Origin of the sequence: Parafrankia sp. FMc2, from assembly GCF_041008525.1 — a bacterium.
Lineage (GTDB): Bacteria > Actinomycetota > Actinomycetes > Frankiales > Frankiaceae > Parafrankia.
Map to the genome: position 1 here is coordinate 38,813 of NZ_JBFLUG010000020.1, position 16,415 is coordinate 55,227.

At 71.0% G+C, this 16,415-nt stretch carries 16 protein-coding genes; 10 read left to right on the top strand and 6 right to left on the bottom strand.

The features are described 5' to 3' along the window. Window positions 1–23: 23 nt before the first annotated feature. Window positions 24–245, bottom strand: a complete 222-nt coding sequence (locus AB1460_RS10025; protein WP_018639046.1) for a heavy-metal-associated domain-containing protein — start codon at window positions 243–245, stop codon at window positions 24–26. A gap of 88 nt (window positions 246–333) precedes the next feature. Then, window positions 334–1,464: a sulfite exporter TauE/SafE family protein gene (locus AB1460_RS10030; RefSeq protein WP_368960538.1), complete on the bottom strand. Its 1,131-nt coding sequence runs from the start codon at window positions 1,462–1,464 to the stop codon at window positions 334–336. A gap of 442 nt (window positions 1,465–1,906) precedes the next feature. Between AB1460_RS10030 and AB1460_RS10035 the strand changes: the two genes are divergently transcribed. The 3 genes from AB1460_RS10035 (at window position 1,907) to AB1460_RS10045 (ending at window position 4,052) form a co-directional block, all read left to right on the top strand. Next, window positions 1,907–2,518 carry a DUF305 domain-containing protein gene (locus AB1460_RS10035; RefSeq protein ID WP_368960540.1) on the top strand — a complete coding sequence of 204 codons (612 nt, stop codon included), beginning with the start codon at window positions 1,907–1,909 and terminating at the stop codon, window positions 2,516–2,518. A 155-nt stretch (window positions 2,519–2,673) separates the two neighbouring features. After that, window positions 2,674–3,078 (top strand): BlaI/MecI/CopY family transcriptional regulator, encoded by a 405-nt coding sequence (locus tag AB1460_RS10040; protein WP_368960541.1) that lies wholly within the window; start codon window positions 2,674–2,676, stop codon window positions 3,076–3,078. Beyond that, on the top strand, window positions 3,075–4,052 hold the full coding sequence (locus AB1460_RS10045; protein ID WP_368960542.1) for a M56 family metallopeptidase: 978 nt from the start codon (window positions 3,075–3,077) through the stop codon (window positions 4,050–4,052). Before AB1460_RS10040 ends, AB1460_RS10045 begins: the two co-directional genes overlap by 4 nt. A 22-nt stretch (window positions 4,053–4,074) precedes the next feature. On the opposite strand, the gene AB1460_RS10050 is transcribed toward AB1460_RS10045, so the two are convergent. Then, a complete protein-coding gene (locus AB1460_RS10050; RefSeq protein ID WP_368960543.1) occupies window positions 4,075–5,340 on the bottom strand; it encodes an SMP-30/gluconolactonase/LRE family protein in 1,266 nt (421 codons plus the stop codon). 125 nt (window positions 5,341–5,465) lie between these two features. On the opposite strand from AB1460_RS10050, the gene AB1460_RS10055 reads away from it, so the two are divergent. Both AB1460_RS10055 and AB1460_RS10060 read left to right on the top strand, forming a co-directional pair. Beyond that, window positions 5,466–6,152, top strand: coding sequence for a response regulator transcription factor (locus tag AB1460_RS10055; RefSeq protein ID WP_368960544.1), 687 nt, complete (start codon window positions 5,466–5,468; stop codon window positions 6,150–6,152). A gap of 4 nt (window positions 6,153–6,156) precedes the next feature. After that, window positions 6,157–7,584 carry a sensor histidine kinase gene (locus AB1460_RS10060; protein WP_368960545.1) on the top strand — a complete coding sequence of 476 codons (1,428 nt, stop codon included), beginning with the start codon at window positions 6,157–6,159 and terminating at the stop codon, window positions 7,582–7,584. A 98-nt stretch (window positions 7,585–7,682) separates the two neighbouring features. On the opposite strand, the gene AB1460_RS10065 is transcribed toward AB1460_RS10060, so the two are convergent. Beyond that, a complete protein-coding gene (locus AB1460_RS10065; protein ID WP_368960546.1) occupies window positions 7,683–7,919 on the bottom strand; it encodes a hypothetical protein in 237 nt (78 codons plus the stop codon). An 831-nt stretch (window positions 7,920–8,750) separates the two neighbouring features. Here AB1460_RS10065 and AB1460_RS10070 point away from each other — a divergent pair. From AB1460_RS10070 to AB1460_RS10085, 4 genes are all read left to right on the top strand, one after another. After that, window positions 8,751–9,875, top strand: a complete 1,125-nt coding sequence (locus tag AB1460_RS10070) for a ferredoxin reductase (protein ID WP_368960547.1) — start codon at window positions 8,751–8,753, stop codon at window positions 9,873–9,875. 11 nt (window positions 9,876–9,886) lie between these two features. Beyond that, window positions 9,887–11,002, top strand: coding sequence for a fatty acid desaturase family protein (locus AB1460_RS10075; protein WP_368960548.1), 1,116 nt, complete (start codon window positions 9,887–9,889; stop codon window positions 11,000–11,002). A gap of 505 nt (window positions 11,003–11,507) precedes the next feature. Next, the gene (locus AB1460_RS10080) at window positions 11,508–12,758 is read left to right on the top strand and encodes a Vms1/Ankzf1 family peptidyl-tRNA hydrolase (protein WP_368960550.1); all 1,251 of its coding nucleotides are present in this window, start codon (window positions 11,508–11,510) and stop codon (window positions 12,756–12,758) included. A 156-nt stretch (window positions 12,759–12,914) separates the two neighbouring features. Next, on the top strand, window positions 12,915–13,562 hold the full coding sequence (locus AB1460_RS10085; RefSeq protein ID WP_368960552.1) for a phosphatase PAP2 family protein: 648 nt from the start codon (window positions 12,915–12,917) through the stop codon (window positions 13,560–13,562). A 117-nt stretch (window positions 13,563–13,679) separates the two neighbouring features. Here AB1460_RS10085 and AB1460_RS10090 read toward each other — a convergent pair whose 3' ends face one another. Both AB1460_RS10090 and AB1460_RS10095 read right to left on the bottom strand, forming a co-directional pair. Then, on the bottom strand, window positions 13,680–14,321 hold the full coding sequence (locus tag AB1460_RS10090) for a response regulator (protein WP_420497233.1): 642 nt from the start codon (window positions 14,319–14,321) through the stop codon (window positions 13,680–13,682). 308 nt (window positions 14,322–14,629) lie between these two features. Next, window positions 14,630–15,376, bottom strand: coding sequence for a CBS domain-containing protein (locus AB1460_RS10095; RefSeq protein ID WP_368960553.1), 747 nt, complete (start codon window positions 15,374–15,376; stop codon window positions 14,630–14,632). Between the two features lie 378 nt (window positions 15,377–15,754). On the opposite strand from AB1460_RS10095, the gene AB1460_RS10100 reads away from it, so the two are divergent. Beyond that, the gene (locus AB1460_RS10100; RefSeq protein WP_368960555.1) at window positions 15,755–16,414 is read left to right on the top strand and encodes an enoyl-CoA hydratase-related protein; all 660 of its coding nucleotides are present in this window, start codon (window positions 15,755–15,757) and stop codon (window positions 16,412–16,414) included. Window position 16,415 lies beyond the last annotated feature (1 nt).

Below are 16,415 nucleotides of genomic sequence, written 5' to 3' on the forward strand. Positions count from 1 at the left end.
GTCCGTTCCGTCCGTCACATCCGTCACGGCAGCGGCGCGGCCCGGTAGCCGAGATCTTCGATCACCCTGACCACGTCCTGCGGCCTGTTCTGGCTGAGGTCGAGCTCGACCGTGGTGCGCCCCTGCCTGAGCGTGGTCCGGGTGCTGCGCACGCCTGGCAGGTCCTCCAGCGCGTCGTCGATGAGCAGCGAGCAGCTGCCGCAGTGCATTCCCTCGACGCGGAACGTGTGTGTGGTGACGGGCACTGTAGGTACTCCGTTCTCCTTGTTCGATCGAAGCGGACGCGGTCAGACGGCAGGACACGGACGTGGTCAGACGACGGTGATGGCATGGTCAGACGACGGTGATGAGGCCGGTGTACATGCCCATGCCGCACGCGTAGCGCAGCTGGCCGGGCTCCAGGACGCCCAGGTCGATCGCCGTGTCGCCCTGGGTTGGCAGGATCTCCTCGACGTCGCGGTCGGGGATGACGAAGGACTGGATGCAGCCCTGCACATCGTCCGAGTGCACGATCAGCGTGGTGGGCACACCGGCCTGCACCTGGACGTTGCCCGGGCTGTAGGAGTCGGCGTGGGCGGTGATCTCCACGGTCTGGCGGCCCTCGGCGGTCGAGGCGGCTGCCATGTCGGCCGCCGGCGGCTGGGAGAGACCGAGGGTTTCGGCGAGCCGGTTGGCGGCCAGGGGCGAGCCGGCGAGTTGCAAGCCGCCATTGAGGGTGTAGAGCCCCATCGCCAGCACGACCAGTCCGGTGACCACGGCCAGTCGGCTGCGCCACGCGGTCGCGGCCCTGCGGGCGGCGTAGCCGAGGACGGCGAACAGCGGGCCGGTGCCGAGGACGAACACGCCCATCGTGGCCGCGCCCGCCAGCGCGGACCCGGACGCGAGTGCCAGCGCCTCCACCGACAGCGTCACGCCGCACGGGATGAGCACGGTGGCCAGTCCGAGCAACGCCGGTGCCAGAGCGGTCTGCGAACGGGCGCGCCTGCGGACGATCCTCGTCCACGACGCGGGCGGTTCGATGACGACGCGGCGGAATCCGGGTACGCCCAGCTGGGCGAGACCGAACAGCACGATCAGCAGGCCGGCGCCGATCTGCAGCCAGGTACGCGCGTCGACCGAGAGCTCCACCGCGCTGCCAGCCGCTCCCAGCAGCGCCCCGAGCAGCACGTGCGAGACCAGCTTGCCGGCCAGGAACCCGCCGACCGGCGCGAGGTCGTCGCCGAGCCGCGTGCGCCAGTCCGGTTCCCTCCCCGCCTGTGGCGAGCGCGTCCCCGGGCGGGACCGCGCGCGTTGGACACGGGCCGAATGGCGCCCCCGGACGGGCACGCGACCGGGTGGCCGCGCTGATCCCGCCGCCGCGGCACGTTGTCGGGTGATCAGGCCGGTCAGCAGTCCGCCCTGTACCGCGGCACAGGACACTCCGCCCGCAAACAGGCCGGTCACGAGAACAGTTGCGAGATTCACCGAACCTCCGCGACGGCGGACGTGGCATGTCGAAGGGAGCGTCGGGACCGGGGGCAGGATCGGCACGCGGTCCCGGCGTTGGTGGCCGAAGGCCACGCTAAACCACTACTGCACGTAGTAGAAGAACGGGTCGACGGTGACCGGTGACGGTGCCCCGCGCCGCTGTCGACGGGGAGGGTGGTGGCAGCGACCGGAACACTCGTTGTGTGCAGCTCGCAGCCACCGAACCGGCGGACCTTCGTCGCGCGGACAGGTACGGTCCAACGACCCGAGGAGGGTGATGCGACTCGCGCTGTCTACTACGGTGATTAGTAGATGGCGAGGGTTGCCGGTTCGTCGCTTCCGGTCCGTATCCGGTCCCGCGTCGCGAGGCGTCCCCCGCCGGTTGTCGATCTCGGCGCCGGCCTCAGCTCCGTTGGCAACCCGACACCGAGGATGACTCGTGCGAAGAAGACACCACCTTGGACATGTCGCCGTGACACTGGCCCTGGCGGCCACGCTCGCGGCGTGCGGGGGCGACGGCACCCCGACGGCGCCTTCGTCCGCGACGGCAGGGGGCAGCAGCGACGTCAGCGCTGGCGACCACAACGACGCGGACGTGATGTTCGCCCAGATGATGATCCCGCACCACCAGCAGGCCGTGAAGATGGCGGAGCTGGCACCCGGACGTGCTGCCGACCCGGCGGTGCTCACGCTGGCCCAGCAGATCGGGACCGCGCAGACACCGGAGATCGAGACGATGACCGGCTGGCTTGCGGCGTGGGGTCGACCCACCGCCATGCCCGGTGCCGGGGGTCACGGCGGCGGCCACGGCACCGACGACAGGGGAATGATGTCGGAGGACGACATGGCCGCTCTCCAGACGGCGTCCGGTCCGAACTTCGACCGCATGTTCCTGGAGATGATGATCCGGCACCACGGGGGTGCGATTGCGATGGTACTCATCGAACAGCGAAACGGGCGGTTCCCCGACGCCGTCGCCCTGGCAAGGACGATCGAGTCCACGCAGGCCGCAGAAGTCGAAACCATGAAGGGTCTGCTCGGTACCGGATAGCCGATGCAGGGCCCCGGGGCGCCGACGCACGGCCAGGGCCTTAGGGCCCCAGGGCACCTCGGATCCCAGGTGCGACACTCGGCACGACGAACACGGATGTCGGTCGCGGGGAGGGCCCTGACGACGGGATAGCTGACGACCGGAAGGGCGGAACGGTGGAACGGCTGGGAGACCTCGAAGCCGAGGTCATGGACCAGTTGTGGGCGGCCCGCGGCCCGGTCTCCGTGCGCGGCGTACGAGACGCCCTGCAGTCCACGAGGCCGCTCGCCTACACCACCGTCATGACCGTCATGGACCGGCTGTTCCACAAGGGGTGGCTCGTCCGAGATCGTGTCGGCCGCTCCTACCAGTACCGCCCTGCGCTCAGCAGGGGTGAGTACACCGCCAGAATGATGCGCGACGTGCTGTCCACGACCGACGACAGAGGGCTCGCTCTGCTGCACTTCGTCGATACCATGGCCCCCGCCGAGTACGAGGCACTCCAGGAAGCCCTGCGCTGGCACCGAAGCCGTCCCCCTCGAGCGGCCGAACCACCGTGCGTCGAGGACGAGACCTCGTGAGCCTCGCCCTGCTGGCCGCCTATGTCACCGCCGTCGGAGTCCTGTTCCCTCGCCGGCTCGCCCGGGCCGCATGGACCTCGCACGCACCCCGACTGGCCGCAGGCACCTGGCTCGTCACGGCTGTTTCCGTCCTGAGCGTCGCGTTGCTGGCCGCGGCAGTCCTCGTGACCCCGCTGCACACCCTCGGGGACGCCTTCGTCCTCCTCCTGCAGGGCTGCGGGTGGCCACCGCAACCGCGTGCGCCGTCCGGACCGGCCGAGTACGCCGGCCTGGCCATCATCAGCTGGATGGTGGGCAGGACTGCCTTCTCGGGCTTCGTGGTCTGCCGGGCAGCGCGGCGCGAACGCCGTCGACATCGCTGCGACCTCCACCTGCTGGGCGAGCCAGCCGGGACCGGCGTGGTCGTCCTCGACCATCCGCAGCCGAGCGCGTTCTGCGTTCCCGGTGACGGCGGGCACATCGTGCTGACGCGCGGCGCCCTGGATGTCCTCTCACCCGCGGAACTGGCAGCCGTCCTCGCCCACGAACGAGCCCATCTGAGCGGCCGTCACCACGTCATCGTCCTTCTCCCCGCCATCCTCGCCACCGCGTTCCCGCGCCTGCCGCTCTTCACCCTCGCGCTGAGCGAGGTCCGTCGGCTCGTGGAGCTCGCAGCCGACGACAGGGCGCTGCGCCGCGCCACTCCGGTCACCCTTGCGCAGGCCGTTCTCCGTCTTGCCGCACCTGCCTCGGCCCAGCACCCGGCTACGGGCACGTTTCACGCGGCCGGCACCGCAACCACCGAACGAGTGCTCCGCCTCGTCACTCCACGGCCTCGTCGCGCACGGCTCGCCATGCTCTCCAGACTGTTGGTCGCGGTCTCGTTCGCGGCCACACCGCTGGCGGCCGTCGTCCTGCCGGCCGTTACCGACCTTGCCTCCCACTGCACTGAGGTGACCACTTCACGTCCTCCTGCCGAGGTCGACCGCCGGTAGACGACGTCGAGGTCGTCGTGCGTCAGCGGAGTTCGGCGGGCAGGGGGAGACGGGCGAGGCCGCGGTCCGCGAGGGAGCCGAAGGTGATGTGGCCGTCGTGGGGCAGAGCGGAGCTGACGGCGGAGAAGCGGCCGGTGGTGTCGTGGAAGCTGAAGACCGGTTCGCCTTCGGGGCTGAGCACCTGGGCGAAGCCGTACGGGGCGCGCAGGCCCTCTCCCTCGCCCGGGGGCAGCGCGGCGATCTGCCGACGCAGGTCGGCGCTGGTGGCGAGCGCGTCGACGGCGTCCGAGCGCAGGTCGCTGCCGCCGACCCACACCCGGCCCCGGTCGTCGATGACGATGTTGTCAGGGCCGTTGACGAGCGACGGCCCGAACTGTTCCGTCCTGCCTTCTCGTCCGTCGCCGAGCCACACCCGGGTGAGTCGGAAGCGGAACGACTCGGCGACGAGAACGTGGCTCTCGTCGGCGGCGACGTCCACGCCGTTCGCGAAGTACAGGCCGTCGGTCACGACGTCGGTGACGCCGGTCGCCGGCTCGTAGCGCAGCAGCCGGCCGCTGGGCCGCCCGTCGAGGAAGTCGTTCGGGAACCCGGGGAGGTAGACGGTGCTGGCCTCGGTGACATAGATCGTGCCGTCGTCGGCGACCGTGACCTCGTCGGCGAAGAAGATCAGGTTGCCGTCGATCCGGTCGGTGAGGACCCAGGCGTCCCCGGTGGCGACGTTCACCGCCATGATGCCCTGTTCGACGACGGCGGCGATCAGGACGTCCTGCGAGTAGGCGGCGAGGCCGAGCGCCCTGCCGTCCAGGGTGGCGACGCGTTCGATGGTCCCGATGCCGCCACCGGCGTCCTGGGTGATGCGCCAGAGGCCGCCGTCGGCGGTGGCGGTGTAGAGGTGGCCGTCGAGGCCGACGGCGACGTCCTCGGCGCCCTCGAGTTCCTCCTCGCCGACGATCTGCGCGTTCTCGATCAGCTGGTTCGCCGCCAGTGGTCCGTCCAGCGCGGGTCGGGGCGGGAGGTCCGCCCACACCACGGGCTCGAAGTCGGGGGGCAGCGCCTCGACGTGACGGTCCACCGCCGGGCCTGACGGTTCCCGGCGGGGAAGCTCAGGCCGCCCATCGGGCCCCACAGCGCCGGAAGCGCCGGTGGCTGCGTCGCTCGCGGCGGAGGCGGCGGAGGCGGCGGAGGCGGCGGACGCGGCGTCGGAGTCATCGCTGGAGCAGGCAGAGGCAGCGGCGAGCAGGGCCGAGACAAGAAGGGAGGCCGCGAGGGAGCGGCGGAGCTTTCTCATGGGTGAGAGCAGAACAGTCCGGCCTCAGCCGACGCTCCGCGCAACCTCAGGACCCCCTCAGGACGCGCGGACGAGCCGCCTTCGTCCTGAGCCCGCCCTGAGGTCGGGGTGTTTGACTGTCCGGTATGCCGCCCCGACTGCTCCTGGTCGACGACGACGACGCCATCCGCGACATGGTCGGGACGGCGCTGCGCTACGCGGGCTTCGAGACGACCGTCGCGGTGGACGGCCGCGATGCGCTGGCCAGGCTCACGGAGATGACGCCCGACCTGATCGTCCTCGACGTGCTGATGCCGGGGCTGGACGGTCTCGAGGTGTGCCGGCGTCTGCGCGGGAGGGGCGAGACGACGCCGATCATCTTCCTCACGGCACGGGCCTCGAGCCGCGACATCCTCGAGGGGTTCGGGCGGGGCGGGGACGACTACGTGACCAAGCCGTTCGTCCTCGACGAGCTGGTGGCGCGCATCCGCGCGGTGCTGCACCGGGCCGGGTCGTCAACGTCCGGGACATCGCTGACCTGCGCCGACCTGGTGCTGCACGAGGAGCGCCACGAGGTGCGCCGCGCCGGGCAGCGGATCGAGCTGTCGCCCACCGAGTTCAACCTGCTGCGCTACCTGATGATCAACCAGGGCCGGGTGCTGTCCAAGCACCAGATTCTGGACCGGGTGTGGAACCAGGATCTCGACGGTGACGGACACGTCGTGGAGACCTACATCAGCACGCTGCGCCGCCGCCTGGACGTGGGTGGCGACGGGCCGCTGATCCACACGATCCGAGGCGTGGGCTACACGCTCCGGCCCGCCGGGGAGTGAGCCCTTGCACCTGCGCACGAAGCTGACCCTGGGCATCCTGACAGTGACCTTCGTGGTCTTCCTGGCGGTCGGGTTCGTCGCCATCCCCGCTGCCAAGCACGCGCTGCGCGACCGCATCGATGACCGGTTGCGTGCCGACCTGCCGGAGATCCGGGCGTCGGTCCTCGCCGCGGGCGGTGACGTGCCCGGCGGGGCCCTGGAAGGCGGGTCACCGGTTGGCGGGTCGCCGGGCGGCGGCGCCGGGCCGGACGAGCGCGGCTACGCGCTGGTGGTGATCGAGGGCGCGACGGCGACCGTGCTGGCCACACCGGGGACGTCCGCACCGCCGGACCTGCGTGGGATCACCGCCCCCGCGCGTGGCGGCGAGATCAGGTACGTGACGGCGCCCGACGGCACGACCTACCGCTGTGCCACCACCGACCTCGGCGACGGACGCCTGCTGGCCGTGGCCGCCCCCGTCGACGACCTCGCCGGTCTCGTCGACGATCTCATCGGCACCTTCATCGTCATCGGCACCGGTGGTGCGGCGGCGCTGGCGGTCCTGGCGTGGCTGTGGATCCGGCACGGCACCCGTCAGATCGAGCACCTGACCCGGCGGGCGGAGGCAATCGCCCACGGTGATCCTGACCGCAGCCTCGCCGTGGCCGCCACGACCACCGAGCTCCGCCAGCTCAGCCACGCCCTCGACGCCATGGTCACCAGCATCGACCAGTCACTGGTGGCACAGACGCGGTCGGAAGCCCGGCTTCGGGAGTTCATCGCCAACGCATCCCACGAGCTGCGCACTCCGCTCACGAGCGTGAGCGGCTACCTGCAGCTCGACCTCGATGGTGCCTTCGCCGACGGTGAGCACCACCAGCGCTCGATGCGACGCGCTCTGGGCGAGGCCAGCCGGATGCGGCGCATCGTCACCGACCTCCAGCTGCTCACCGAGCTCGACGAGAACCCCCTGCCCACGGCCGCCGAGGTGGACATCAACCCGCTGCTGCGCGACGCCGTGCACGACATGCGCACGCTGGATCCGACGCGGACCTGGACCCTGGACCTGCCGGCGCAGCCGCTCGTCGTGGCCGGTGACGCCCACCAGCTCCGCCAGGTCGTGACCAACCTGCTGGTCAACGTGCGCGTCCACACGCCACCCGCCACCGTCACCACCGCGCGGGCGAGCCCGGGGAACGGCTCCATCGTCATCGAGGTGTCCGACGACGGGCCCGGGCTTCCCGCCGAAGACCTCGAACGGGTCTTCGACCGGTTCTGGCGCCACGACCCGTCCCGATCGCGCGCCTCGGGTGGCAGCGGGCTCGGCCTCTCCATCGTCGCCGCCGTCGTCTCGGCGCATGGCGGCGCTGCCGAAGCAGCCCATGCCCCCGATGGCGGGCTCACCATCCGGATCATGCTTCCCGGGTCCGGCGGCCCACCCAGACGACCATGATCGGGCCCAGGGGGTGAGCGGCCAGGGAGCGGCGGGCGGTCAGGGGTCTTCAGGCGAGGCGAATCTCCGCCCTGATTCAGGCGAATCTCCGCCCTGATTCAGACGAGGCGAAGCTCCGCCCTGAGTGGTGCCGTGCCTGGGCGTGGTGCCGTGCGGAGTGGTGCCGTGCGCAGGCGGGTGCGACGCGAGCGGGGGCCGACGTCGGCAGCGCGGCGAGGGGTGGCGCCGGCGGCCACGGCGGCTCGCTCGTCCACGATGCTCTTGTTGATCAGGGTGAGCAGGCGGTCGCGGTCGACATCGCCGAAATCCCGTAGCAGGCTGGCCAGCAGAGTCATGTGATGCCCTCGTTGTCCTGTCTTCGTGCCACGAAAACAGGATCCGCAGCTGCTGTTTCACCTACCCGCTCAACTGCGTCCCACACCCGCGTGATCTGATCCACCGTTCCCTTTCGAGGAACGGGTCAAAAATCCGCCTCCGGCAGATTTGAGCTTCGAGGTGGATCGTGCGTCCCGTCGGCGTGAACGGACCCTTTCCCGAGGTGCTCGAGAATCATCGGCTCGTCACCACGGAGTGCGGCTGTGTCGTGGCGAGACGATCCCGCTTTGCGCTGAGGGTGTCGCCGAGGCGCCACGTGGCGAGGAGCGGCACGGCGACCACCGTCTCCGCGCGCCTGGCCGCAGCCCTGGGCGTGGTCGCCGGTAGTCGGCCACCGGCCGCACGGCCCTCGCGGGCCGCCGGCGCCGCGCCTCGCGGCCGGTCCTTCCCGGGGCGACACCGCAATCCTCGTGGCAGGCCTGCGACGCGAAACCGCCAGCGCTGGCTGGCCGGGGCGTTTCCCGGAAAGCTTCCCGCGCCGCCGGTCGTTGCCCTCTGGTGTGGTGTGATCCACCGGTTGGATTTATCTCGGGTTCGTGATGGGAGCGCCGAGAAGTATTGTGTTTCTTATTCGGCGGAGGCGGCCCGGAGGTTCCTGGGCTGATGTGCCGGTTACGGGTCGGGGGCGGGGCACGGTGGTGTACCCTGCGTGATGCCAGGGCGGGGTGCGCTACCGACAAAACCCCGGAACAGCTGAGAAAAGGTCTGGTCAGTCCCCTCCACGGGCCTGCCTGTGATGAAGGAGATTGGTGCTGGGTACCAGAGCTCTCTTCGGCGCTGTAGCGGCTTCGATGGCAAGCCCACTGAGACCGGATGACTACTGGGCGATGGTGAATCCGCTGTGGTCGCGGCGCCGGCTGTCCGGGCGCGTCGAGGCGGTTTCGCCGGAGACGTCCGACACCTCGACGGTCGTTGTCCGGCCCGGTCTGGGGTGGCGGGGGGGCCTGGCTGGTCAGCACATCGAGGTGGGTGTGGGAATCGACGGGGTGTGGTATCGGCGGCCGTTCTCGCTGTCGTCTCCTCCGCGCCGCCCCGACGGCCTCATCTCCATCACGGTGAAAGCCAGGCCGGGCGGACTGGTGTCCAGGAACATCGTGCACGCGCTTGCGCCGGGCCGAACCATCCGTATCGGTCATCCGGCGGGCAGGTTCGTGCTGCCGGAAGATCTTCCGGCTCGCCTTCTTTTCGTGACCGCCGGTAGTGGGATCACTCCGGTGATGGCGATGCTGCGCGACCTTGCCGAAAGCCGGCGGATGCCCGATGTCCTCCTCGTGCATTCCGCGCGGGACGCCTCGGAGGTCATCTTCGGCGAGGAGCTCCGGCGGCTGGCTGTCCGCTTCCCCAGCCTGCGCCTGCACGAGCACCACACCTGCCCCGGCGGCCGGCGCCAGCCTCGGCTGACGATGGCCGCCCTGGCCGCGGTCTGTACCGACCTCCCTGAGCGGATGGCCTGGGTCTGCGGGCCCCCCGGGCTGGTCGACGACGCCGAGGCGTACTGGCGGGCGGGTGGCATCGCCGACCGTCTGCTGACAGAACGCTTCCATCCGGCTGTGCGCCCTGGCTCCGCGCCGGGTGGCCCAGCCGGACAGCGCAGCGGAGAAGGGCAGGTCAGCCCGGGCGGGCAGACCGGGGTCGGCCGACGGAAGGGGCGGAGCGGAGACGGCGGGCGGGTGCGTTTCGTCAGGAGCGGTCGCGAGATCACCGTGACAGGGGGCACCACGCTGCTCGCGGCGGGCGAGGACGCGGGCGTCGCCCTGCCGAGCGGCTGCCGGATGGGTATCTGCTACAGCTGTCTGGTGCCCCTCGCCAGCGGCCGGGTCCGTGACCTGCGCACCGGCGAGGAACACGGAGTTCCGGGCGATCTCATCCAGACCTGCGTGTCCGCTGCCGGCGGCGACGTCGATATCGATCTGTGAGGAACAGGCTGATGCCAGCACCGACCCATCTCAGCGCCGGTGACATCGAGGAGCTCGGCCGGGAGCTCGACCGCATCCGGGCAGAGGTCCTCGCGAGCCGAGGAGAGAACGACGCCCGGTACATCCGGCGGGTGATCGCGCTCCAGCGGGGGCTCGAGGTCGGTGGGCGGGCGGTGATGTTCGCCGCCGCGCTGCCACCGGCGTGGCTGGCGGGCACGGCGATGCTCTCGCTCGCCAAGATTCTCGAGAACATGGAGATCGGTCACAACGTCCTGCACGGGCAGTGGGACTGGATGCGTGATCCCGACATCCACTCGACCACCTGGGAATGGGATTCCGCGGCTCCCGCGAGTCAGTGGAAGTACTCGCACAACTTCGTGCACCACACCTACACGAACGTGCTCGGCCGAGACCGTGATCTCGGGTACAGCATCCTTCGGGTGACTCCCGAGCAGCCGTGGAATCCGGTCTACCTGGCACAGCCGCTCTATAATCTGGGGCTCGCGGCCACCTTCGAGTGGGGAATCGCGCTCTTTGATGTGGAGCTCGACAAGGCCTTTCGCGGGGAGAAGGCGTGGGGCGACACCCTGGGCCAGCTCGGCGAAGCGGTCAGGAAGGCCGGCCGGCAGGGCCTGAAGGACTACGTCGTGTTTCCGCTGCTGGCTGGCCCGGCGTTTCTCCCCGTTCTGCTGGGAAACCTCGCCGCGAACATCACCAGAAACATATGGGCACATGCCATAATCTTCTGTGGGCATTTCCCTGAGGGGACCTCCACGTTCACCGAGGAGGAGATCGAGGGCGAGAGCCGCGGTGAATGGTACCTGCGGCAGCTGCTTGGCTCGGCGAACATCAGCGGCCCGGCGGTGCTCCACCTCCTCAGCGGCAACCTCAGCCACCAGATCGAGCACCACCTCTTTCCCGACCTGCCCAGCAACCGTTACGCGCAGATCGCCCCGCGGGTCCGCGCCCTCTGCGAGCGGTTCGAGCTCCCGTACACGACAGGCTCGCTGCCTCGGCAGACCGCCCGGGTCTGGAAGCGCATCTGCCGGCTGGCTCTTCCCGGGCCCAGTCGGCGGATGACAGCCGAGACCTCGCCCGAGCGGGTGCTCACCGCCCGCGCCGCCTGAGGCGCCGGCCTACCGAGATGGCCTTGCCGACGGCCGCGGCTCGCCCGGTCGCGGGGTCCTCCAGGTGGGAACGTTCCTGATCTCCCACGCTGGGTCGAGCGAGTAGGAGAGGCCCTGGGTAGTCGGCTGACCGGGGCCGAGCGGACGCGCGAGTGCAAGGAGCTCTACGACGCCCTGGCCAGCGGGCTGGCAGAGCCGGCGTGGATCTGGCTGCCGAGTCGTTCACCGAGCTGCGGGCGGTGCTGGCCGAGCCGCTGTCCCGACCCTGCGCGAGCTCGCCGACGATCTCATCACCGCGACCGCCGACGAGTCGGACGACGACGTCGCGCTGGTCCTCGCCGAAACGGGCTCCTCGCCCGGGTAACCACCGGTTCGTCTCGGCACCCATCGGCGCCGTCCCGATACCCCTGCTGTGACCTGGGAGGTTGGCACCTGCGCACGGGGGCAACCCGAAGCCGGGAGCCGACTGCAGGGAGCCGACGGAGGAGCTCACGGAGGGGTTCACATGGACATCAGCGCACTGCGTTCTCTCTACACCTCGCCCGGCCGGTTCGTGACCGCCTACGCGAGTATCGACCCGGTGCTGGAGAACGCGGCGCACCAGTACGACCTGCGGTGGCGCGACCTCGCCACGGAGCTGGAACGGCGAGGCGCCGCGCGCGAGGTCTGCGAGCTGTTTCTCGCCGAACGAGGAGACCCGCACCAGCGCGAGGGCGGCACCCGGGTGGTGGTCGTGTCCGGCGAGGGGAAGCAGGCGCACGTGCCGTTCGCGCACTGGCTGCCGGGACGGTCCGACATCGACCTCGTCGACGTCGGCACCCTGCCGCATCTGCTCCCCGTTCTGCACTGGATGGACTCGCGGCTGCCCCATGTGGTCGCCGTCGTGGACCGGCTCGGCGTCGACGTGCTCGGCTATGTGGACGGCCCGCTCCCGGTCGCAACGGTCTCCCAGAACACGACCCGGCCGCCGTGGCACAAGGCGAGCCAGGGCGGCTGGGCGCAGCGCCGCTTCGAAAGCCACGTCGAGGAACACTGGAAGCGCGGTGCGAAGGACGACGCGGAGCTGATCGCGGGAGCCGCCCACGAGACGGCCGCCGAGGTGGTGATTCTCGCGGGCGATACGAAGGCACTCAGCCTGGTCCGCGACGAGCTGCCCCGTGATGTGGCCGCGAGAGTGGTGGTCGTCCAGGGCAGCCGTGCCCGGGACGGCTCGGTCGACCACCTGGCGGACCGGGTCATGGGCGTTCTCGCGGCGGAGGTGGAACGGCGCCGGGCCGGGCTCCTGGACGAGTTCCAGCAGTATCGCTCCCGGGCCAGGTCCCTCGTCGGCGCGGGAAGAGGCGCCGGCGCCGGCCGTGGTCCTGCCGATGGTGCTGGCGCTGGCGTGGGCGTGGAACGCTCTGCCGCGGGTGCCCCCGCAGAGGGCCGGCCGATGCTGGCCGCCGCCGACGGTCCCGCGGCGACGGCCTACGCCCTCAGCCTGAGCCAGGTGAGCCACCTCCTGCTGGCCGAGAACGGGGCAGGGGACGGGTCCGCCTGGGTCGGCGACGACGTCACCGAGATCGCCGTCGACCCGTCCGGGGCTGACGGTCTGCGACACCCGGTGCGTGCGTCGCGGGTGGATGCACTGGTCCGCGCGGCGCTGGGAACGGGCGCCGCCGTCCACGCCGTCCCGAGCGGCGCGCCCGGATCGCCGACCGACGGGATCGGCGCCCTCCTCCGGTATTCGGCCGCGCATCCGTCGACCCGGGACTGACGACGGTGGCTGCGGACTGACGGTGGCGCCCGGCCCGGCTGTCTGTCTCCGGGTGACCACCGGGCTGGTGACCACCGGGCTGGCGGCGGTGGCCGTTCACAGCTCGTTCGGGTGGGTATTCTCCGCCGCGGGGCGTGTCACGACCGCGGAGGATTCATGGGCCACGGGCGGCGAGCGCGGGTCCTCGCCGGCACGGTCGCCGCGGCCCTGCTCACCGTGCTGGTGATCGCGGTCCTCGGTCGGCAGGGCGTCCCGTTCGCTGTGGATGACACGCTGCACCGGTGGGCGCTCGCCCAGCGCGCCGCCACCGTCACGGACGCGGCGGTTGCGTTGACGGTGACCGCCAGCGGGCCGCCCGCCTACCTCCTGGGCGTGCTGGCGGGGATGATGGCGGCACCTCGGGCGCGGTGGTGGGCCGCCGCGCTCGCGGTCGCCGTACTCGCCGCAGGGCAGCTGGTGCGCCTGGGACTGGCCCATGCGGTGGACCGGGCGCGCCCGCCTGTGCCGGACTGGGCCTGGCAGGCGGCCGGGCCGGCCCTCCCGTCCGGTCACACCACGACGTCCGCGCTGGTGGCGGCGGGCCTCGCCGCCGCGCTGCTACGGCACGCCCGGCGGCGTCTGGCCCGGATCCTGGCCGTGGTGACGCCGGTGCTCTGGGCCTGCGCGGTCGGCACCAGCCGGGTCTACCTCGGGATGCACTGGCCCAGCGACGTCGTCGCTGGCTGGCTGCTGAGCATCGTGATCATCTGTGCGGCGCTGCCGCTCCTCGGGAGGCTCCTGCCGCGCAGTCCCCACCCACCATGATGACAGCAGCGGGCCTGGATACTGGCCCGGGCCCGCTGCCGAAGGCCCTCCCCGGCGCGCCTGTCGCTTCGGCACCAGTGCCTCCGGAACGGGCGCCGATTCAGTCGCTGGACTGCTTCATGAGTCGCTGGACTGCTTCATGAGATAAACGGCTGCCTGGGTGCGGCTGGCCAGCCCAAGCTTCTCCAGAATGCTGGACACGTAGTTCTTCACCGTCTTCTCCGACAACCCCAACCGGGTGCCGATCTGCCGGTTGGTGAGCCCGTCCGCAATCAGCTGGAGAATTTCGCGCTCCCGCTGGTTCAGCGTGGCCATGGCCGGGTCCTCGTTCGGCCCGTCCCGCAGCCGCTCCAGCACGCGGCGCGTCACCGACGGGGCGAGCAGCGACTGACCGGACGCCACCGTCCGGATCGCTCCCACCAGGTCGTTGCCGCGGATCTCCTTCAGCACATACCCTGCAGCACCAGCCATGATTGCCGAGAACAACGCCTCGTCGTCGTCGTAGGACGTCAGGATCAGGCAGACCACGCCCGGCAGGTTCGACCGGATCTCCCGGCAGACGTCGATGCCGCTGCCGTCGGGCAGCCGCCCGTCCAGCACCGCCACATGCGGTTGCAGGGCGGGAATGCGCCGCAGCGCCTCCGCCGCCAGCCCGGCCTCTCCGACGACCTCGATATCGTCATGCCGGGCGAGCGTCTGACGCAGACCATTCCGCACGATCTCATGGTCATCGAGAACGAACACCCGGATCTTCTCCACGACAGTGACGATACGGCCTCCGGAACGCATCGCCAATTCCACCGGCACTGCCTGGCGCCCGTCGGAAAGCTTTGTAACCGAGTTAACGCGCGAGCGACCGGGAACGGGACACGATGGGAGTGCCGCCCCCGGCTTCCGCCCCCGCTCGAACGGGCCGGGGCTGCGCCGGCACCAGCCGATGCGGTTCGCCCGGCTCCTCCGGGACGTCGCGGCGGCCCTCGCGGACGGCACGCTGGCACCGCTGCCGGTCACGTCCTTCCCGCTCGACGCGGCCACCGGACGGGGGGCACCCGGAGACCCGTGTGCCCTCAGCGGGCGGCGGCGCCAGGGCGAGCTGACTGCTGCCCGCGGCGGATCTCCGCGTCGGGACCCGGGTAGATGAAGCTCACGTGGCCGTTGTCGGACCAGCGCACGGCGAAGGGTGGGTAGCCGGCCGTGGAACGGACCTCGAAGATCTCTCCGGTCCGGTCCGGCTGCCCGGTGTTGTGGTGATGGACGACGAGCGTGTCACCGGGCCGAGCCCGCACCGCCCACCGCCGCACGGGCGGTTCGAGCCCGGCGCCGCCGGACCCGGCGCCGTGACGCGCCCCCGCGGGCGCGCTGTCGGCCACGATCGCGGGCGGGCTGGCCTCGTGGTGCGGCGCGCACGCCTCGTCGGCAAGCGGGTGGACGAGGTCCGCGATCGCGCGTTCACTGTGGATCAACAGGTCGTCGACGGAGAGGAGCCCGACGACCTGGCGTCCCTCGACGACGGGGAGGCGGCGGAAGGCATGGTCGCGGAACAGCTCGTGGGCGTGTTCGACGTCCACCCCGGCGGGGACCGTGATCACCTCGGTGGTCATCAGAGTGTCGATCCGGCCGTCGGTGGGGACAGCGCGGGCGACGCCCCGCAGCACGATGTCCCGGTCGGTGACGATTCCGACGAGACGGCCGTCGTCCATGACGAGAAGCGCGCCCACACCGCGGCGTTCCATCTCCTGAGCCGCATGCTGGACGCTGGCGGCTCGGTCGACCGTGGCCGGCTCTTTGGTGATCATGTTACGAATCTCCGTCATGCCTGCATCCCGTCTCTGGTCGCGCCTGCTTCCCGGGCCCGAGCGGATATCCACAACAGCATTTCGTGTTCCTCTGTGTACAGGTAGCTACCCGGGTCCGGATCTGTGAACCGCGGGACGGCCGCGACGGCGGTGACGGGCGCGACGGCGGTGGCGGCCGGGGGCGCGCCCCGCCGGCCCCCGCCGCTCCGCCCTTGTCGTGTCCCTTGTCGTGTCCCTTGCCGCAGGCGATCGGTGCGGCGGATCCTGTGACGGCGGCACGGGTCCGGGCAAGGCGGCTGGGGACGGGTGGCCTGGCGGCCGATCTGCCTGACGCGATCTGCCTGACCCGTATGCCGACGTCGACCTGTCCGCCGGATGGAAGCCCGAGGACCGTGTATGCCCGCCCTTGACCGCCACAGCGACGTCTTCGTCCTCAATCTCGGGGACGGGGAGAACCGGTTCCATCCCGACTGGATCGCCGCCGTCAACACGGCCCTCGACGAGGTCGAGAAGGCCGACGGTGCCCGCGCACTGGTGACCGCCGCGACGGGCCGGATCTACTCGAACGGGCTCGACCTGACCTGGCTGTCAGCCAACCCCGAGCGGCACCGGGAGTACGTCGACTCGGTACACGAGCTCCTCGCCCGGATGCTCGCGCTGCCGGTGGTCACAGTCGCCGCGGTGCAGGGACACGCGTTCGCCGCCGGCGCGATGTTCGCCCTGGCCCACGACTTCCGGGTCATGCGGGCCGACCGTGGCTACTGGTGTCTTCCCGAGATCGACATCAGGATCCCTTTCACCGCGGGGATGGCTGCGCTCATCCAGGCCCGGCTCGCCCCGCAGACCGCGCACGAGGCGATGCTCACCGGCCGCCGCTACGGCGGGACGGACGCCGCGGCCGCCGGCATCGTCGACCGAGCGGTCGCCGAGGACGCCGTGCGCCCGAGCGCCGTCGAGACGGCTGTCGCGCACACCGGGAGGGCAGGCGAAACCCTCGGTGCGATCAAGGAGCGCATGTACGCTGCCGTGCTGACCGTGCTCCGCGGTCAGGGTTGAC